Origin of the sequence: Arthrobacter sp. NQ7 (assembly GCF_029581595.2) — a bacterium.
GTDB lineage: Bacteria > Actinomycetota > Actinomycetes > Actinomycetales > Micrococcaceae > Arthrobacter > Arthrobacter phenanthrenivorans_B.
In genome coordinates this window covers 88,693-106,761 of sequence record NZ_JARFXU020000009.1, presented here as the reverse complement: position 1 = coordinate 106,761, position 18,069 = coordinate 88,693, and the positions used below count along the sequence as shown (strand labels likewise).

The 18,069-nt window shown below is 66.9% G+C and carries 20 protein-coding genes; 11 read left to right on the top strand and 9 right to left on the bottom strand.

The window, feature by feature from the left end; all coding sequences use genetic code 11:
- Positions 1 to 65 precede the first annotated feature (65 nt).
- Positions 66 to 1,424 carry an MFS transporter gene (locus tag PUN71_RS11715; protein ID WP_277798543.1) on the bottom strand — a complete coding sequence of 453 codons (1,359 nt, stop codon included), beginning with the start codon at positions 1,422 to 1,424 and terminating at the stop codon, positions 66 to 68.
- Between the two features lie 318 nt (positions 1,425 to 1,742).
- Here PUN71_RS11715 and PUN71_RS11710 point away from each other — a divergent pair, with 318 nt between their 5' ends.
- The gene (locus tag PUN71_RS11710) at positions 1,743 to 2,327 is read left to right on the top strand and encodes an HPP family protein (RefSeq protein ID WP_277798542.1); all 585 of its coding nucleotides are present in this window, start codon (positions 1,743 to 1,745) and stop codon (positions 2,325 to 2,327) included.
- Here PUN71_RS11710 and PUN71_RS11705 read toward each other — a convergent pair.
- Positions 2,236 to 3,078 (bottom strand): ACT domain-containing protein, encoded by an 843-nt coding sequence (locus PUN71_RS11705; RefSeq protein ID WP_277798541.1) that lies wholly within the window; start codon positions 3,076 to 3,078, stop codon positions 2,236 to 2,238. The two genes, PUN71_RS11710 and PUN71_RS11705, sit on opposite strands and share 92 nt — an antisense overlap.
- A 153-nt stretch (positions 3,079 to 3,231) precedes the next feature.
- Between PUN71_RS11705 and PUN71_RS11700 the strand changes: the two genes are divergently transcribed.
- The 3 genes from PUN71_RS11700 to PUN71_RS11690 all read left to right on the top strand — a co-directional run bounded on the left by PUN71_RS11700 (position 3,232) and on the right by PUN71_RS11690 (position 6,425).
- Complete coding sequence (locus tag PUN71_RS11700) at positions 3,232 to 4,296, top strand: FUSC family protein (RefSeq protein WP_043450816.1); 1,065 nt, start codon at positions 3,232 to 3,234, stop codon at positions 4,294 to 4,296.
- An 84-nt stretch (positions 4,297 to 4,380) separates the two neighbouring features.
- A complete protein-coding gene (locus tag PUN71_RS11695) occupies positions 4,381 to 5,124 on the top strand; it encodes an IclR family transcriptional regulator (protein WP_277798540.1) in 744 nt (247 codons plus the stop codon).
- A gap of 113 nt (positions 5,125 to 5,237) precedes the next feature.
- Positions 5,238 to 6,425 (top strand): 4-hydroxybenzoate 3-monooxygenase, encoded by a 1,188-nt coding sequence (locus PUN71_RS11690; protein ID WP_277798539.1) that lies wholly within the window; start codon positions 5,238 to 5,240, stop codon positions 6,423 to 6,425.
- Between the two features lie 51 nt (positions 6,426 to 6,476).
- Here PUN71_RS11690 and PUN71_RS11685 read toward each other — a convergent pair whose 3' ends face one another.
- Positions 6,477 to 7,016, bottom strand: a complete 540-nt coding sequence (locus tag PUN71_RS11685; protein WP_043450820.1) for a TetR/AcrR family transcriptional regulator — start codon at positions 7,014 to 7,016, stop codon at positions 6,477 to 6,479.
- A 58-nt stretch (positions 7,017 to 7,074) separates the two neighbouring features.
- Between PUN71_RS11685 and PUN71_RS11680 the strand changes: the two genes are divergently transcribed.
- Positions 7,075 to 8,130: an FAD-dependent monooxygenase gene (locus tag PUN71_RS11680; protein WP_277798538.1), complete on the top strand. Its 1,056-nt coding sequence runs from the start codon at positions 7,075 to 7,077 to the stop codon at positions 8,128 to 8,130.
- Positions 8,131 to 8,150: 20 nt separating this feature from the next.
- Here PUN71_RS11680 and PUN71_RS11675 read toward each other — a convergent pair whose 3' ends face one another.
- Positions 8,151 to 8,585: an acyl-CoA thioesterase gene (locus PUN71_RS11675; protein ID WP_082006992.1), complete on the bottom strand. Its 435-nt coding sequence runs from the start codon at positions 8,583 to 8,585 to the stop codon at positions 8,151 to 8,153.
- A 56-nt stretch (positions 8,586 to 8,641) separates the two neighbouring features.
- Entirely contained in the window at positions 8,642 to 9,145 is a 504-nt protein-coding gene (locus PUN71_RS11670) for a GNAT family N-acetyltransferase (RefSeq protein WP_043450822.1), read from the bottom strand.
- Positions 9,146 to 9,301: 156 nt separating this feature from the next.
- On the opposite strand from PUN71_RS11670, the gene PUN71_RS11665 reads away from it, so the two are divergent.
- From PUN71_RS11665 to PUN71_RS11655, 3 genes are all read left to right on the top strand, one after another.
- Positions 9,302 to 9,817 carry a MarR family winged helix-turn-helix transcriptional regulator gene (locus tag PUN71_RS11665; protein WP_277798537.1) on the top strand — a complete coding sequence of 172 codons (516 nt, stop codon included), beginning with the start codon at positions 9,302 to 9,304 and terminating at the stop codon, positions 9,815 to 9,817.
- Between the two features lie 70 nt (positions 9,818 to 9,887).
- Positions 9,888 to 10,205 (top strand): hypothetical protein, encoded by a 318-nt coding sequence (locus tag PUN71_RS11660; RefSeq protein WP_277798536.1) that lies wholly within the window; start codon positions 9,888 to 9,890, stop codon positions 10,203 to 10,205.
- Positions 10,202 to 11,152: a serine/threonine-protein kinase gene (locus PUN71_RS11655; protein WP_277798535.1), complete on the top strand. Its 951-nt coding sequence runs from the start codon at positions 10,202 to 10,204 to the stop codon at positions 11,150 to 11,152. The genes PUN71_RS11660 and PUN71_RS11655 overlap by 4 nt, the downstream gene beginning before the upstream one ends.
- Here the strand turns inward: PUN71_RS11655 and PUN71_RS11650 are convergent.
- Both PUN71_RS11650 and purB read right to left on the bottom strand, forming a co-directional pair.
- The gene (locus PUN71_RS11650) at positions 11,149 to 11,826 is read right to left on the bottom strand and encodes a histidine phosphatase family protein (protein WP_043450835.1); all 678 of its coding nucleotides are present in this window, start codon (positions 11,824 to 11,826) and stop codon (positions 11,149 to 11,151) included. The genes PUN71_RS11655 and PUN71_RS11650 overlap by 4 nt on opposite strands.
- A gap of 133 nt (positions 11,827 to 11,959) precedes the next feature.
- Complete coding sequence (gene purB / locus PUN71_RS11645) at positions 11,960 to 13,402, bottom strand: adenylosuccinate lyase (RefSeq protein ID WP_277798534.1); 1,443 nt, start codon at positions 13,400 to 13,402, stop codon at positions 11,960 to 11,962.
- A gap of 166 nt (positions 13,403 to 13,568) precedes the next feature.
- On the opposite strand from purB, the gene PUN71_RS11640 reads away from it, so the two are divergent.
- Entirely contained in the window at positions 13,569 to 13,871 is a 303-nt protein-coding gene (locus PUN71_RS11640; RefSeq protein WP_277798533.1) for a hypothetical protein, read from the top strand.
- Positions 13,871 to 15,208 (top strand): hypothetical protein, encoded by a 1,338-nt coding sequence (locus PUN71_RS11635; RefSeq protein WP_277798532.1) that lies wholly within the window; start codon positions 13,871 to 13,873, stop codon positions 15,206 to 15,208. The genes PUN71_RS11640 and PUN71_RS11635 overlap by 1 nt, the downstream gene beginning before the upstream one ends.
- Positions 15,209 to 15,229: 21 nt before the next feature.
- Here PUN71_RS11635 and PUN71_RS11630 read toward each other — a convergent pair whose 3' ends face one another.
- Positions 15,230 to 16,135, bottom strand: a complete 906-nt coding sequence (locus PUN71_RS11630; RefSeq protein WP_277798531.1) for a glycoside hydrolase family 25 domain-containing protein — start codon at positions 16,133 to 16,135, stop codon at positions 15,230 to 15,232.
- Between the two features lie 208 nt (positions 16,136 to 16,343).
- Positions 16,344 to 16,769: a phage holin family protein gene (locus tag PUN71_RS11625; protein ID WP_277798530.1), complete on the bottom strand. Its 426-nt coding sequence runs from the start codon at positions 16,767 to 16,769 to the stop codon at positions 16,344 to 16,346.
- Positions 16,770 to 16,874: 105 nt separating this feature from the next.
- Here PUN71_RS11625 and PUN71_RS11620 point away from each other — a divergent pair, with 105 nt between their 5' ends.
- On the top strand, positions 16,875 to 17,993 hold the full coding sequence (locus PUN71_RS11620; RefSeq protein ID WP_043450848.1) for a histidinol-phosphate transaminase: 1,119 nt from the start codon (positions 16,875 to 16,877) through the stop codon (positions 17,991 to 17,993).
- Positions 17,994 to 18,069: the final 76 nt, after the last annotated feature.

Genomic DNA, 18,069 nt, shown 5'->3' with positions numbered 1-18,069 from the left:
ATTTTGTGCGGGCACTGCTCCCGGCTGCAGGGGCAGTGGTTGCAGGTTTCCCTGCGAGGGTCAGCTTAGACAGGAAGCCGCTTGTTGTAGTTCAGGGTGAGCACTGATGCGCCCATGATCACCGCGGAACCTACGAAGTACAGCAGCGCCCAGGTGTAGGAACCGGTGGCACCCACGATCAGGCCGACCACGATCGGGGTGACGAAGCCCGAAATGTTGCCGCTGAGGTTCATGGCCCCGCCCAGGACGCCGGCGTTGGTGCGGCCGCCCAGGATGGACGGGATGCTCCAGAACAGGCCCACCCAGCGCAGGAAGAACAGGACCAGCGAGAGCAGGACCACGGCGGTGGTGGCATCAGGGACCACAGTGACGCCCACCAGGCCGCCGATGACCACGGCGCTGGAGATACCCAGGAGGGTGCGCATGACCAGGTTGGCGGAGGCGCCGGAGGCGCGCCACTTATCGGCGATGGTGCCGCCGATGATTTCGCCGACGAACCCGGCACCGAAGATCACCAGCGTGGACCACCCGATGGTCTTCAGGTCGAAGCCCTTGGCCTGGGCCAGGTACAGCGGGCCCCAGGTCAACAGGCCATAAAAGACGCCGTTGAAGCCCAGCCAGCCCAGGCACATGGCCCAGAAGGAGCGGAATTTGAGGTAGGGAAGCAGGCCGCGCCTACCCTTGCTGCCATCCACGGCAGCCTCTGCGTCCTCGGCAGCGTGCGATGCTTCGATGTAGGCGGCTTCGGCGTCGTTGACGCCGCGGTGCTGGCGGGGATTGTCCCGGACGTACCACCAGACGGCCAGGCCCATGAGGACGGTGGCGGCACCGGCGATGACGAAGGCCCAGCGCCAGCTGCCGGTGGAGGCAATGAGGCCGGCAATGATGATGCCGCCCAGGCCGGCGCCGAGGGGTGCGCCGGCGTCCAGGATGGTGGCGCCGCGGCCGCGTTCTGACTTGTGCATCCAGATGGCGTTGAGCTTGCCGCCTGCCGGCATCACGCCGGCCTCGGTCACGCCGATTCCGAGCCGGGCGATGAACATGCTGAGGAACCCTCCTGCCATGCCGGAGGCCGCTGTGGCGGCGCCCCAGCCGATGCAGGAGGCGGTCATGACCTTGCGTGGACCGAATTTGTCGATCAGCCAGCCCACGGGCACCTGCATCAGGGCGTAGGTCCAGAAGAACGCCGAGAGCAGCAGGCCCACCAGTTCGGGAGCGAGGTTGAATTCCTTCTGGATGATGGGCAGCGCGACGGAAATGGAGCCGCGGTCGATGTAGTTGACGGAGACCAGGACCAGGAGCAGCAGGAAGAGCTTCCAGCGGACGGCAGTGCGCCGTTGCGTGCCGCCCTTTCCGGATTGTTCCGTGGTCTGGGGTGCGGCCTCGTCGGACGTGGCCGTTGTTTCGGTGTTTGGGATGGACACAGCTTCTCCTTCACGGGGAAGTTTGCGGATGGGGGAGGGTGGGAACGTGCGTGCAGCGTGCCAGGCAGGAGTCGATCCCTGCCGGCCGGGGAGGCGCTGGACGGTCCGGAGCATCCAACGGATTGGGTTTTGGGATCCCAACTTGGGATCCCAAAATCAAAGTTAGGAGTGACTCGCGCCACTGTCAAGGACTTTTCCCGATCGACCCGTCCGGAGGGGTTTCGGACCGATTGTGACCGCTGTCCGGGGGGTAATGGCCAAATAGCGGCGGCGGAACGACCGATCGTCGACTCACTAATGGGCCGGAAAGGAACCGCAATGAACCCCTCGCTCCTGGACCGGGCGAAGAAGCGCATGAATGCGTTGGGTGCCGCCCTCTACGCTGCCGTCCTGGCGATCGTGGTCCTCGCCGCCGGCGGCGTGGCGGGCCTCCTGATGCACCTGCCCTGGCTGTTCCCAAGCCTGGGGCCAACGGTGATGCTGTTCTTCGAATCGCCCGAACAAAAAGCATCGCGGCCAGTGAACACCCTGGTGGGGCACGGCGTCGGATTGGCTGCCGGCGCCCTGTGCCTTTATGCCCTGGGGCTGCAGGACCAGCCTCCCGCGCCGGTGGGCGGCCTGACCCCGCTGTATGTGGTCAGCGGCGCACTGTCCGTGGGGATCACCACCCTGGTGCTGACCTGGCTCGGATTGCCCCACCCGCCGGCAGGCGCAACGACCTTGATTGTCAGCCTGGGCATCCTGTCCAGCCCGGTCCAGCTGGCCTCCATGGCCGGCGCCGTCGTCCTGGTAACGGCCCTCGGGTGGGGGCTCAATGTGCTCCTGGGGACCCGGCCTGCCGGTGGGACAGGATCTCAGCCAGCTCAGCCAGCCGGTGCGCCCGCGCAGACTCGGCAGGAGTGAACGGCTCCCCCGGCCGGGCGAAGGTGATGGGGCCATGCCATGCCGTGGGAATCTTCAGGTGCGTCCCGTCGTCGGGCGTCTTTAAGCGGCCGTCCGACGGCGGCACGATCCGTGCGTGCAGCAGCTCCGCCACAGCCAGGGGCAGTTCCTCCGGGCCGGCAGCGATGCGCGCCGCCAGGCTGAGCGCCCGGGTTTGCCCGTCAGCCATGGCGAGGGCGGTGGTGGGCCAGACGTGGGATGCCGTGCCGCCGCCGTCGTGAAGGGCCGCCAGTAGCTCCCGCTCGCCCACCTCCCCGGGCGCCGAGAGGACAAACTCGTCCAGGACGCCGTCCGCCACCGGGTGGACGTGGATGCCCAGGATGTTCGTGTCCAGCCGCGCCAGCGCCGCTGTGATCCGCTGCAGCGAACCGGGCTGGTCGCGGAGCAGCGTCCGCGCCCGCCACAGCGACGGCGCCGACGCCAGCTGCCGCCGGTGCCGCAGGGCCGGGGCATGCAGCCAGCGCAGCAGGATCCGGGCCGCCGACGGCTCGGCCACCCAGATCACCAGGACTGTCGCGGCCAGGGCCAGCACCAGCACCTTGGCCACATAGGGAAGATGGGTCTCCACCACCAGGGCGTGGACCAGTAACTCGATGGGCAGCATCACGGCGACGTTCGCCAGGGTCAGCCGGGCCTTGGGCGGCTCCGGCATCAGGCCGCAGACCTCGCAGCGCAGTTCAGCGGCGGGCGTGGAGTGGGGAGAGGGCTTCATGAGACAAGCTTCGTGCCGCGCTGTTTCCGCTGCGTTGCCCCTGCATTCCATTCATGGGAACGCGCCGGGCGCCTTCCGGGGGCCGGCCCGTAGGATTTACCGGGAACGTCAGCGCGGCCGCCCGTCAAGATCGACCCCAGGAAGGCGCTGCCCGTGAAGATGTTTGCTGAAATGTTCAGCATTGGCCCCGGCAACAAGGACCACCACCCCGCGTTCAGGTGTGCCGTGGGCGTCTTCGTGCCCCTGATCACGCTGGTGCTGCTGGGCCGGCTGGACCTGGCCATCTTTGCGTCCTTTGGAGCCTTCACCGGAATTTACGGCCGCGGTGAACCGCACGCCGTCCGTTTTGTGCTGCAGTTGCGGGCCGGTCTGCTGATGCTGCTGGTCATGCTCCTGGCGGCGCTCGCCGCCCGCATGGGTCCGGCATGGGGCCTGGACGCCGCCACCCACACCTGGCTGCTGGTCCTGGCCACCACGCTGGTGGCCGGCGCGTGCTCCGTGGCCATTTCCTGGCTCCGGCTGCGCCCTGCCGGTTCGCTCTTCCACATCTTCGCCTTCGCCGCCATCGCCTCCATTCCCAACCAGCCGCCGCTGTGGCAGGGCATGCTGGTGGCGGTGCTCACCACGGTGTTCGCCCTGCTGGTGGGGTTCTCTTCGCGCATCCTTCCCAGCCACCGCACGCCCTGGGCCCGCCCGCCCCGCATCCGCCGCACCCCGGCGGAAAAACGTGCAGCATGGCTGGAGGGCCTCGGCTACCTGGTGGCCGCCGGCCTTGCCGGAACCCTTGCCACGTGGGCGGGGGAGCGCCTGGGATTCGGGCACAACTACTGGGCCATGGTGGCTGCCGTGGTCCCCCTGGTGGGCCACACCACCCGGCACCGGGTGCGCCGTGGGATCCAAAGAATCATCGGCACCGTCCTGGGCCTGCTCGTCCTGGCCGCGGTGCTGCTGGTGGGCCTGCAGCCCTGGCAGACCGTACTGGTGATGGCGCTGTGCCAGTTCGGTGCCGAGATGTTCATCATCCGCCAGTACCTGTTGGCGCAGGTTTTCGTGACGCCCCTGGCGCTGGTGTCGACGCTCCTGGTGGTGCCGGCCTCGCCGTCCATCCTGCTGCGGGACCGCATCATCGAGACAGTAATCGGCGCCGCCGTCGGCATTGCCGTGGTGCTGGCCCCGGGCGCATGGCGCCGGATCAGGCAGAGGACGACGGCGGCCTGACCGCCCGGCACTTGGGCGCCCGGGCGCCTTGCCCGCATCCGCACGCGGTAGGCTGGACTTCCCATTCAATGGAAGGCGGCGGCCGTGGCGAACTCGCAGTCCGGGGACTCGGTGGTGGACAGGATCGTCCGCCTGATTTCGGCGTTTCCGCAGGACGTCAATGCGCTCCAGCTCAATGAACTTGCGCAGCGGGCCGGCCTGCCGCTGACCACAACGCACCGGCTGGTGGGTCAGCTTGCCGCCCATGGCCTGCTGGAGGCGGCGCCGGGAGGCATGGTCCGCCCCGGACTCCGTTTGTGGGAGCTGGTGAACCGGGCATCGCCCACGCTGGCCCTGCGCCAGGCGGCCATGCCGTTCATGGAAGACATCCAGCAGGTCCTCCACCAAAACGTGAATCTGGCGGTGCTGGACGGCTGGGAGGCGCTCTTCGTGGAGCGGCTGTCCAGGCGTGGTTCGGTGGCCAACCGTGCGCAGGTGGCAGGCAGGATGCCCATCCACATTTCGTCGGCCGGCCTGGCGCTGATGGCCCACCAGGACAGGCACGTGCAGGAAGAATACCTCCGCGGGTTCACTGACCCAGACGGAAAGCTCACGGCCGGCGGGGTCCGGACATTGCTCGCCGAAACCTCCCGCCAGGGTTTCGCCCAGCTCAAAGGCGTGGTGGATCCGGACACGTGGGGCATAGCCGTCCCCGTCCTCAACCGCAGGCAGCGCGCCCTGGCCTCACTCGGCGTCGTGGTCCCCCTTCGGGAGATGCGCCTGCAGGCGCTCGTCCCCGCCCTGCAGACGGCCGCCCGCGGCATCGCCCGGCAACTGGCCGATGCCTGATCCATTCAACGGAATTGTTGTAACGGCGGTCACGCTGTTTAGCCCACACTGATGGGCAGACGAACCGGTCCGGTCCCGCCGAGGCGGGACCCGCAACGAAGCGAGAACAGATCATGGCACGAAAAGTCATCACCACCCAGGTGGCCATCATGGGTGCCGGCCCCGCCGGGCTCATGCTTTCCCACCTGCTGGCCAAAGCCGGGATTGAGTCGACGGTGATCGAAATCCGCAGCCATGAGGAGATTGCCCACACCGTCCGCGCAGGAATCCTGGAACATGGCACGGTCAACCTGCTGGTGGACAGCGGGGTGTCTGACCGGGTGCTGCGCGACGGGGACCGGCACGACGGCATCGAGCTCCGGTTCAACGGGGAAAGCCACCGGGTCGATTTCAAGGACCTGGTGGGGGAGTCGGTGTGGCTGTATCCGCAGACGGACGTCTTCCTGGACCTCGCCGCGCGGAGGAAGGACGACGGCGGCGACGTCCGCTACAGCGTCACTGACACCTCGGTGCACGATCTCGAAGGCCGGCCCAAGGTCTGGTTCACCGATGCCGACGGCGTTGAGTTCGAGATCCAGGCCGATTTCCTGGTGGGGGCCGACGGTTCCCGCAGCCACTGCCGCTTCCAGATCCCCGAGGCCCACCGCAAGTGGTACTTCCATGAGTACCCCTTCGCCTGGTTCGGCATCCTGGCCGAGGCACCGCGCAGCTCCGACGAACTCATCTACGCCAACTCGGCCAACGGCTTCGCCCTGATCAGCCAGCGTACGGAAACCGTGCAGCGGATGTACTTCCAGTGCGACCCCAAGGAGAACGTGACGGAATGGGATGACGACCGGATCTGGGCCGAATTCCGCAGCCGCGTCAACGGCAACGGCTTCGAGCTCAAGGAAGGGCCGGTCCTGGAAAAGATGGTGCTGCCGTTCCGCAGCTTCGTCCACGCCCCCATGCGCCACGGCAACCTGTTCCTGGCCGGCGACGCCGCGCACACGGTGCCGCCCACCGGGGCCAAGGGCCTGAACCTGGCGATCAACGACGTCAAGGTCCTGTTCGAAGGCTTGGACAGCCACTACAACTCCGGCTCGGACCTGCTCCTCGAGTCCTACAGCGACCGTGCCCTCGCCCGGGTGTGGAAGGCCCAGCAGTTCTCCTACTGGATGACCACCATGCTGCATACGCCCGCCGATGCGGACGACTTCTCCCGTGCCCGCCAGCTCGGTGAGCTGAACTCCGTAGTTTCCTCCCGGCATGGCATGGCGTACCTGGCTGAGGCATACACGGGCTGGCCCGCGGCCTCATAGGCAATGGACGACGGCGGGTGGCCGCCCGCGGATTCAGGGGTTTTTGCAGGTTCAGCGGCCCAGCAGCCGCCGGATCGCCGCCGCAGTGGCCGCGGCGTCCGGGTCTTCGTCGCGGCGGACGGTGAGCAGGTGCAGCAGGACCCCGTCGCAGTAGTCCGCGACGTCCCGGGCCCGTGCCGCTGCGTCCGCCACCCCGAGGGCCCTGAGCGCCTGTTCAAGGCCGCCCACCAGCAGGCGGTGCCCCGCGGTCACTGCCTCGGGGCGGTCCAGGGACAGGGCCAGCCGGGCCCGGGTGAGGCCAGAATGTTGCCGGGCAAGCGCGAGCACCATCGCGGCCAGTTGGGCGGCCAGCTGGTCCGCGTCCAGTGGCGGGCCGGCAGGGCCGACGTGCTGCAGAAGTTCCGCGTCCAGCTGCAGGAGGCGGTCCAGGACTGCTTCCACCAGTGCTGACCGGTTGCGGTAGTAGTTGGACGTCGTCCCTTCGGAAACCCCTGCGGCTGCATCCACGGCGCGGTGAGTGAGGCCCTTCAGCCCCTTCTCCGCGACGATGGACAGTGCGGCATCGAGCAGCTGGGTCCGTCGGTCGGGCATGGTGCCAGTCTACGAGTACTCCCTTCCGATCCACTACAAAAGTAGTAGAATCGTGGGCATGGAAACGATCTCGATCGTTGGCGGCGGCATTGCCGGCCTTGCCCTTGCATCCTGCCTGGAGCCCGGCCGCTTCGAGGTGACGGTTTACGAGAAGCGTCCCGAACTGCCGGCGGTGGGCACTGTGCTGGCCATGTGGCCCAACGCCCAGCGGGCGCTGGCGCGGATGGGAATCCTCGGGCAGGCGCGGGCGGTGAGCCCCGTCCTTGGCAGCGGTTCCATCCGCAACGCGGCAGGTAAACCTTGGATCACCGTCAACGGCGGCGAACTGATCGGGATGTCGCGGGTGGACCTGCTTCGGCTCCTCGACTCGGCTGTCCCGGCAACGGTCCGGCGGGTCACCACGCAGGTGCAGGAACTGCCGGCCGGTCAAGGACTGGTGGTGGGCGCTGATGGGGTCCACAGCATAGTCCGCCGCCAGGTATGGGGTGCCGCTGCAGATGCCACGGTAACGTCCTGCCTTGCACTGCGGGGCACCATTCCGGCGCCCGTCGATCCCGAGGCAGTAGGGGAGTACTGGGGGCGGGGTGACCTTTTCGGGATCGCAGCCTCCCCCGGGGGAACCAACTGGTACGCCAGCTGGCGTTCCGGCCTCGGCCCCACCGGCATTGACGTTGAACAGGCCCTGGAGCAGGCGCGGCAGCGTTTCGCAGGCCACGCTCCGGCTATCCGGCACGTGCTCGCCGCAGCGGTTCCGGAGCTCTCGCTCGCGCAGCGGATCTGGACCACGCCGCCTCTGCGGTCCTACGTCAGAGGCGCCGCCGTGCTGGTGGGCGATGCAGCACACGCCATGACTCCGAACCTGGGCCGCGGCGCCTGTGAATCCCTTGTTGACGCCGTGACCCTGGCGGACCTGTTGAACAGCCTTCCGCAGGAGCGGGCGCTCGCCGCCTACAACCGGCAGCGCCGGCTGCGCACCCGGGCGCTCAGCCGGGCATCGGCGGTGATGATGCGGGTGGCGCTGGCCGAACGAGCCCAGCCCCTGCGCGACCGCCTGCTTGACCTGGCCCGGCGCCGGGACGAAAGGGCGGCCGCCGGCAACGGCGCGGGGCGTTGACAGCGCGCCTCGCCGTTGCGTTAGTCCTTGGGGGTGGTGCCGCTCAGGTGGTGGGTGGGGATTCGGTCCCGGTCATAGGTGATTTCGGTGTAGCCGTGCGGCTCGGGTTTGCCGTCCTGGTTGAGGTTCACGAAGACGATTTCCTCGATGGTGAGGATGCTCTGCCGGGTGATCATGTTGCGGACCTCGGCGCGCATGGTCAACGAGGTGCGGCCAAACCGGGTGGCGGTCAGGCCCATCTCGATCAGGTCGCCCTGGACGGCGGAGCTGACAAAGTTGATCTCCGAAATGTACTTGGTGACCGCGCGGCCGTTTCCCAGCTGCAGGATGGCGTAAATTGCCGCTTCCTCATCGATCCACTTCAGCAGGCTTCCGCCGAAGAGGGTCCCGTTGGCGTTGAGGTCCTCGGGCCGGACCCATTTGCGGGTCCGGAACGTGATGTCTGCTGTTTCCATACCGCGAGATTAGCCTGACCGCACGCAGGGCGCCGGAGTATGACGGCCGGCCGGTGCTAGGCCATGGCGGTCTGCGCGGCACTGTGGGCGTTGATGCTCTTGGCATAGCAGTAGGAATGCTCCACTCCCGCGTAGGGGCCGAAGTTCGGGATGGCCTCAAACCCTGAGTTCTCGTAGAAGTTGCGGCCGTCCGGCTGGGCTGACCCCGCTTCCGCCTTGATGCGGGTGATGCCCTGCCGGAATGCCTCTGCTTCCAGCGCTGCAAGGATGGAACTGGCCACCCCGGAGCCGCGCGTGTAGGGCAGCACATACAGGCGTTTTATTTCGGCGGTCGATGAGTCGAGGAGCCGCAGGCCCCCGCAGCCAACGGGCTGTCCCGATCCCTTGTCGTATGCCACCAGGAACACGGCACAGTCGGCGGCCGACGGCGGCGGGCCGGGTTCGTGGTCAGGCCGGCCAAAGCGGGCGTCGAGTTCGGCCTGCTGCGCGCGGCGGAGATCCGCGCCAACGGGATTGGACCAGGAGACCTGCCGGATGTTCAGCCTGGGATTGGTCTGCATATCTGCCTCGATTCGCCGGAGGGGTATGCCGTACAAGGCTAAAGGAGGGGAGTTACGCGGGTGTTTCCCGGCGGTTAGCACCCGGATAACGGTGCGGCGGCTAGGGATCCATATGTTACTTGGCAGCCTAGTTATCAGGTGGTCTAAAATGATTTTATGGTTTCTACGGGCAACGAGGGATCCGGCTACTGGTACGGCCCCGATGGGCAGCTGGACTACAGCGCGGCAGTATTGAAGTCGCTCCGGGACTACCGCTCGGCCGAAACCGAGATCCGCCGCAGTACCAGGGACTCCATGGGCATGGGGGAAACGGACATTCTTGCCCTGCGGTACCTGCTGCGGGTCCAGGCGTCCGGAAAGCAGGTTGTGCCCAAGGATCTCAGTCAATTCCTCAATATTACTAGCGCCTCCACCACCTCGCTGATTGACCGCCTGGTGGCCAGCGGGCACGTCCGGCGCGAGGCGCACCCCACGGACCGGCGTTCGGTTGTGGTCGTTCCCACTGTTGAATCCGACAAAGAGGTCCGCGAAACGCTCGGTGCCATGCATCGCAGGATGATGACGGTGGCGGAGAGCCTCACCGCCGACGAAGCCCGGGTGGTTGTGGAATTCCTGCAGCGCATGACCGAAGCCCTGCAGGTGTCCGAAAAGGAAGCGCAAGAAGTTCACTAGGCTGACTAGCTAGTTCACCTAGTTATATGTATGCTTACGACTGTTCCCAAAGTTGCTTCCCAACGGAGTCGTGAGTGTGTTGGTTACTTTTACCGAAGTTTCACCGCCAAATCCCGGCACAGCCGGGGGAGTCCTGACGAGCGACCTGCGATCCACCCTGGACGGCACCACAGCGCCGCAGGAAAATCCGGCGGTCCACTGCGGTGCCGCCATGCAGCTCGTTACGCCGGCCGTTGGCGGCGGCAGCACCAGCTACACCTTTGCCCCGGGTGACGCCGGCGGCATCGAACTTCCTGCCGTCTGGCGCTGCGCCTGCGGCTTCCAGCTCGACGCCTGGACGCCCGGGGAGTCCCGCTCCGGGCGCCGTCCGGCCGCCCTCGCCGCATGAGCACAGAAACCGCGGCGCACGCCCTGCCGCTTCATGGACTGGGCGACGCCGACGCCCTGGTGGCCGGTCACTACGGGCTGCGGGAACGCCTCGGCCGGGGATCTGCCGCCGAGGTCTTCCGCGCCGTAGACCTGGCAGGCGGCCCCGACGTCGCGGTGAAGATCGCCGCAGCGGACGGGCGGAAGCAGCACCAGCGGATCAACAACGAGGCAGCCGTCCTTTCGGGGCTGAACCATCCCTCCATCGTGAAGCTTGTTTCCCAGGGCGCCATGCCGCACCACGGGACCCACTCCGGGCGCCCCTTCCTCGTGGAGGAACTGGCCCTGGGTACCAGCTTGGCGGAAACCATCCGGTTGCAGAGGCCACGGCCCGTTGACGTTGCCTTCTGGGCGCGGAGCCTTTTCGATGCCTTGGCGCATCTCCATGCCAACGGTCTTGTCCACCGTGACATCAAACCAGCCAACCTGATGTTGAGCGGACTGCGGAGAAGTCCCGTCAGGATCATAGACTTTGGGATCGCAGCGCCCGCGGGATCAGCGCCCGAACCCGGCATGTCATCCGGAACAGTCCATTACATGAGTCCCGAGCAAGCCTCCGGCGGGGTGGCGCAGCCCTGCTGGGATGTGTACTCCATGGGCCTGGTCCTGCTTGAGCTCCTGGTCGGCGCCAAGGCGTTCCCGGGGACGGCCATCGAATCCCTCGTTGCACGCACCCTGCGGCCGCCGGAGGTTCCCGGCCACCTGGGCGACTGGGCCGTCCTGCTGCGTTCCCTGACAGCCATGGATCCAGGGGAGCGGCCCACGGCGGAAGAAGCCGCTGCGATGGCAGCACGGCTCATCCCCGCCGCTCCCGCACCCGCCCAGGTTGCGCCGGCGGCCCGCATCCCAGCGGCACTGTGCCGGTCCCTGCCGGTGTTCTCTCCGCGGCGCCACCGCCAAAAGATCTAGGCTCCCGCGACGTCCCGCCCCGTCGGGTCCTCCGCGGCAGGGTCCGCCAAGGCGAGGCCGCCAACCGGGCTTCCATCCCAATGCAGCAGGTTCCAGCCGGTGGCCGGGTTGCCCTCCACCGCCACGATTCCCGTGTTGGCGAGGACATGCCGGGCAGCAAATTCGTGGTCCGCCCCTTCGGCCCGGAGGCCGGCCCAGGTGCGGATCGCGGCACCATGGCTGACCACTGCCACCGTCCCGTGCTGTTCCATGGCGGCCCGCTCGGCAACGCGCGCAATCGCAGCGTCAAACCGCTCAAAGAAGGCATGGCCGTCAGGCCCGGCAGGCATGCGCCGGTCCAGTTCTCCCGCAGCCCAGGAAATCACCGTGCCCATATAGCGCTTGTGGGATTCGTGGTCCGTGAGCTTCTCCAGCGACCCGGCCTCGATCTCGTGCAGCCCCTCCAGCACTTCAACATCCAGGGCATGCAGCCGTGCCAGCGGCGCCGCGGTAATTTGTGTCCTGATCAGCGTGGAGGCATAGAGCGCGGCGATCGGCTCGTTGGCCAGTGCCCGCGCCATCGCCTCCGCCTGGCGTTCGCCCAGTTCGGTCAGTCCCGGACCGGGGTGGTCGGTGTCCAGTTGGCCCAGCACGTTGCCGGGGGTTTCGCCGTGTCGGATCAGGAGCAGCTTCATGTTCCCAGTTTCCCATCCCCACACTGGCATGAGGCCCACGTGCACATGGCGTTACCCGGCCCGGCCGCCGCGAAGGCACCGGACCCCTTGGAGCCCGGCGCCGCCGTCGTACTGTCTCTTCCTGCTGCGCGGACTACTTAAGGTGGTCCACCAGCGTGTCGGCGATGCCGGTGTATTTGGCGGGCGTGAGGGCCAGGAGCCGGGCTTCGGCCTCCGTGGAAAGGCCCAGACCCTGTACGAACTCCTGCATGCGCGCCGCGTCCACCCGCTGGCCGCGGGTGAGGTCCTTGAGGCGCTCGTAGGGGTTCTCCATGCCTTCGACGCCGGCGATCGCCTCGGCACGCATCACCATCTGGATCGCCTCGCCGAGTACCTCCCAGTTGGTGTCAAGGTCCGCAGCAAGCACGTCCCCGGCAACATCCAGCCGTTCCAGGCCCTTGGCCACGTTGGAGATGGCCAGGAGGGAGTGCCCGAAGGCCACGCCGATGTTGCGCTGGCTGGAGGAATCGGTCAGGTCGCGCTGCCAGCGGGATGTGACCAGGGTGGCACCGAGGGTGTCCAGCAGACCATTGGAGATCTCCAGATTGGCTTCGGCGTTTTCAAAGCGGATCGGGTTCACCTTGTGCGGCATGGTGGATGAGCCCGTGGCGCCGGCAACCGGAATCTGCGCGAAGTAGCCGATGGAGATGTAGCTCCAGATGTCGGTGCACACGTTGTGCAGGATGCGGTTGAAGCGCGCAACGTCGGCGTACAGCTCCGCCTGCCAGTCGTGGCTTTCGATCTGCGTGGTGAGCGGGTTCCACGTCAGGCCAAGGCCTTCGACGAAGGAACGGGACACCTGCTGCCAGTCGGCGCCGGGGACGGAGGCCACGTGGGCGGCGTAGGTGCCGGTTGCGCCGTTGATCTTGCCCAGGTATTCGGTCTTGGCGATCCGGTCCAGCTGGCGGGTCAGCCGGTGGGCGATGACCGCGAGTTCCTTGCCGAGCGTGGTGGGAGTGGCCGGCTGGCCGTGGGTGCGGGACAGCATCGGAACGGCGCGGTTCTCCTGTGCCATTTTGCTGATCTGCGCCACCAGGGCGCGGGCTGCCGGCAGCCAGACGTCCTCCACGGCGCCCTTGACACCCAGCGCGTACGAAAGGTTGTTGATGTCCTCGGACGTGCAGCCGAAGTGGACCATGGCGGTCAGGTTTTCGATGCCGATCGCGGGCAGGCGCCGGCCGATGTAGTACTCCACGGCCTTCACATCGTGGACCGTGACGGCTTCGATCCCGGCGAGCTCGGCCACGGAAGCAGCATCGAATTCGGTGACGATGGCACGCAGCTTCTCCTGCTGTTCCTTCTCCAGCGGTCCCGCGCCGGGAAGCACGTTGTTGCTGGTCAGGTGGATGAGCCATTCAACCTCCACGGCCACGCGGTCCCGGTTGAGGGCTGCCTCGGACAGGTAGTCAACGAGGGGGGCGACGGCGGACTGGTAGCGGCCGTCCAGGGGTCCGAGCGCGATCTTTTCCGGCGACGCGGCGAGGGCCAGGCGTCCTGAGGGCGTACGGGTATCAGCTGTGGCGGCAGTTTCAGGCATGTGCTGATTCTTTCATGAAGTCCGGCGCGGCCTTAAGCCGCCCTCTTCCGTTACTTGTCCACATAGCCGACGACGGCCCTTCGCTGGGCAGCGCTGCCTCCCTAGCGTTGGGGACAGCAGGATTTGGCGCACCACCCGGCCGGGGAGGCCACGACAGGAAGCTGGCATGGGAAACGAATCAGGAAATGGCATCTGGGGCGGCGGGCTGCACGCCAGCCTCGAAGTCCAGGAGCTGGGCAGGAAGGTTTCACAGTGCTCCGACCAAATGGAAGAGGTCCTGGCGGGCTTCCATGAGATCCAGTTGGCGGGCTGGGAGTCCCCTGCCGGGCAGGCCTACCGCAATTCCGTGAGCCTGCAGGCGGTGGCGGTTCGAAAAGCCCTGGACAGGATCCGGGAGGCCTCTGCGGCAGTGGCGGCCCATGCGCGGGCTGCGATGACGTCGGAGTGCTCGCCGGACGGCCGGTTCTGATGGTTGACGCAACACCGGCCGGATCAGGCGGCCCCATCCGTGTCTCACCCCCGCCCCCGGACGGCATCCTGACCATTACCGGGGGCGTGGGCGGCATCACCGTCCAGCTGGAGGAACTGGACGTGGGAGCCGGAAAGCTCGACACCCTCGCCGGCCGCATCGCCGCCGTCGAGACGCAGCTTCTCGGCGCCTGGCAAGGACTTGGCTCATACCAGAACCAGCCGCGCAGCACGGGAACTGCCGCGCTGATCGCGGTGGGTGAGGCAAGGGACGCCTGCCGGCGGGTCCGGCTCGAGCTGGAGCGGACCAGCGGGCAGGTGCGCAGTTGCCGGCGGGACTACGAGGCGGCTGAGCAGCTGAAGCGGATCGTCGGGCTGTCGGACCCCCGGAGGGAACTGCAGAAACATGCAGACTTCTGGCGGACCGGCTTCCTCAACGGTGACGCCACCGAAAGGCTGGCGGCACACGCCGTCACCATCCTCCCGATGGTCAGGCCCGCGGTCGAAGAGGTGTTCGCGTCATTGCGCACAGGGTCGGTCAACGCCAAGCAGGAGGAAAGCATGACCATCAATCTCGATGCCACGCCTGCCGGACTGCTGGAGCGGGTCAGGCTGCTGGAGGCACGCGGCAGCGGATTCATCGAAGTTATCGAGGTGGCCGGCAAGGGTGGAAAAGCGTACGTGGTGGTGGTTCCCGGGACGCAGGTGAAGGAAGAGGACGCCGGAACCAATCCCTTCGACCTGGGCGGAATCGTCGACGGCATGGGCAACAAATCGGCCCAGGTGAATGCTGCCGTCCTCCAGGCCCTGCACGCCGCCGGCGCGGAACAGGGCGCGGACGTGGTGGCAGTGGGGTACAGCCAAGGCGGCATCCATGCCATGAACCTGGCGACGGACAAGGACTTCTCCCGGGAGTACGACATGAAATATGTTGTGACCGCAGGCTCACCCATTTCCCGCATCGTTCCTCCGGACGATGTCAGCACCCTGCATCTGGAACACCGGACCGACTGGGTACCCGGCAGCGACGGCTCAGCCAATCCGGATACCAGGAACCAGGTCACCGTTACCGTGACCAATGACCTCTATGTCCGCGGCGGGGAGGATGCCGGCCTGGGACCGGGGCACCGGCTCAGCGGATATGAGGAGGCCGGCCGCCTGGTGGCGGCGAGCAAGGATCCTTCGCTGGTCCACTCCACCGCTGCACTGGGCGCAGTGTTGGGGGCCGGGGGAGCCGCCACCGCCACCCGCTTTTCCTTGACGAAGACACCCCCGCCGCCTCCTCCCATGGACCGCAGGGACCCCTTTTCCGGTCGTCCCCAACAGAGTGCCCGGTAGGACTGGGGCCAGGCGCCGGTGTCAGGAGATCTGCGCTGCGTGCAGCTCCGCGTAGGCCCGGGCACGTGTCTTGCCCGGCGTCCCGGCGGGCTCCGGCGCCGGTTGGGGAGCAGGTTCCGGCGCAGCCATGGGGCACTTGTAGTTGTAGTCGAGATCGCCTTCGGTGAACTGGGTTGTCGTGACCACCCCTCCGCCAGTCAGCGGCGCGGCCCCGCAGTACTCCCGGGCAGATGCAGTGGATTCGGCACCTGCGAGCCAGCTCGCCAGCCGGTAAAGATTGCTGCCCGCGCCCACGTCACCCACAATTTCACCGAACTGGTACGCAGTGGAGTAAATGCCGACCTCGACGCCGATGCCCTGCAGGTATGCGGCCATGCCCTCCAGTTCCGCAGCATTGATCGCCTTGTTCCACAACCAGCTGTTTCCGGTTTCGACGTCCAGCCACCACGTGCGCCGTGCCGGGTCACCGGCATCCTTCAGGATTGCCACATCATCGCCGGCCATGGCGTACCCGTGGACATAGGCGCACGCCGGCGATTCGCTGCCGTCGCAGCTGCCATACGGGTTGCTGACGTTCGCGCCCCGATAGGTGTTGTCCCCCGGCCACCACAGGGACTCCACGGGACCTGTCGCCGCCGTATTCACATACACCGCTGCGGGTTTGCCCGCGGCCGACTCAGCGCTGCGGTCCGCCCAGGCAAGCTGGGCTGCCAGGCATGGATTGACGGTGTCCGGCCGGCCGCCGTTCACGCCCACAATGGCGAAGGCGGGGGGAGCGGGAAGATCAGCTCCGCACTGGGGCCAGGAGATGTCGTTGCCAAGGGCAGCGTTGTCCCGGGCAGGACCCGTATCGGCTCCTGCATGGGCCGGCCCGGCAGGCAACGCGGACAGCAGGCAGGCAGCAACCAGGATTCTGGGGAATTTCATGCGTAGGCCACCGTCTTTTCGGAACTGACAACGTGGGCCTTTTGGGGGCCCGGTTGGCAGCCTAGAAGGGCCGGCAGGCAGAGGTCATGGGTAGCCGGTACTGGACTTTGGAGGGTTTAGGGGCAGCGTGGAACCTGTTGGTACCTGCTTGGAAGGCGCTGCCTACTTAAGCTGCCGCCTCAGCTGGACGGACTTCCGCCCCTGCGCGTCAGCGCCGGCCACCTGGCAGCAAACCGGCCACCAGTGATACGAGGGAGATGATGATCGCGGCCAGGACGGCAGTCCAGAAAAAGGAGTCGATGGTCAGGTGGACCGGCGTGTAACTGCTGATCCAGGCCGTCAGGTACAACATCGCAGCATTGATGACGATGGCAAACAGGCCAAGGGTCAGGATGGTGATGGGAAGTGCCAGAAGCCGCACGAGCGGCCGCACGAAGGCGTTCACCACGCCGAAGATCAGCCCGATGAAGAGGTAGGCCACAACAATGCCGATGGTTCCGGTGTCCTGTGAAATGCCCGTCCTGGCCACGGCGTCGGAGGCGGCGGTGCTGGAGATGTCCATGCCCGGCAGGATCCAGCTGGCCACCCAGAGAGCTGCCGCGTTGACGATGACCCGGAGGATGAATGAACCCATGCCACCATGCTTCCATACGGGCCTGCCGGGAGGCTGATTGCAGGCCCTGAATTTCAGCCGGCGACTGCCGGATGCCCGCCGTAGCTTGGACGTAGGCTAGGAGCCATGACTTCTTCTGAGACCAGGGCCGGCGGACCAGCGCCGCGCCCGGTGCTGGACCTGCTGCCCCGCTACGCCGCAGGGAAGCCGCCGGCCACCGTCCAGGGGCTGGCCAGTTACAAGCTGTCCTCCAACGAAAACCCGCTGCCGCCGATTCCCGCCGTGCTGGCCGCGATAGCCGACCAGGCGGACTTCAACCGCTACCCCGATCCGCTGAGCAGCAAACTCCGGGCCGCGCTCGCGGAGTTCCTTGGCGTGCCTGCAGAGGACATCGTCACCGGAGCAGGAAGCCTGGGCGCCCTCAACCAGATCCTTGCGGCCTTCGCAGGACGGAACGAGGACGGCAAGGCCGACGAAGTCATCTACGCATGGCGGTCATTCGAGGCGTATCCCATCAGCGTGGGGTTGTCGGGCGCCGAGAGTGTCCGCATTCCCGTGACCGCGGACGGGCGGCATGACCTCGACGCCATGGCCGCAGCGGTGAGCGCACGCACCAAAGTCATCCTCCTCTGCACGCCCAACAATCCCACCGGCCCTGCACTCACGGCAGCGGAAACGGAAGCCTTCATCCGGTCCGTCCCCGCCGACGTGGTGGTGGTCATCGACGAGGCCTACCAGGAGTTCGTCAGGGCGGCGGACGCCGTGGACGGGATCGACCTCTACCGGAAATACCCCAACGTGGTGGTGCTCAGGACCTTTTCCAAGGCGCACGGCCTGGCCGGGCTCCGCGTCGGGTACAGCGTCTCCCACCCGGAACTGACCCAGTACCTGCGGGTTGCCGCGACACCGTTCGCGGTGTCCCAAATCGCCGAAAGGGCAGCAATTGTTTCCCTCCGGAATTACGGCCAGGTTGTGGAGAGGGTACAAAAACTCGTGGACGAGCGGGACCGGGTAACCGCAGGCCTCCGCGGGCTGGGATGGGACATTCCGGACGCCCAGGGCAACTTCGTCTGGCTCGCCCTGGGGAGTGAAAGTGCCGCCTTTGCGGAGCAGGCGGGCGCGCGGGCCCTTTCGGTGCGGGCCTTCCCTGGCGAGGGTGTGAGGGTGAGCATCGGGGAGCCCGAGGCCAACACCCGTTTCCTCGAATTGTGTGCCGACTATACAAAGGCACCTGCAACTTCCTAGCACTTAACAAGTAGCCCTCCCGCTACTTACCGAAGATAAAGTTAGGATCAACAAGCCAATGTATATGCCGCACCAG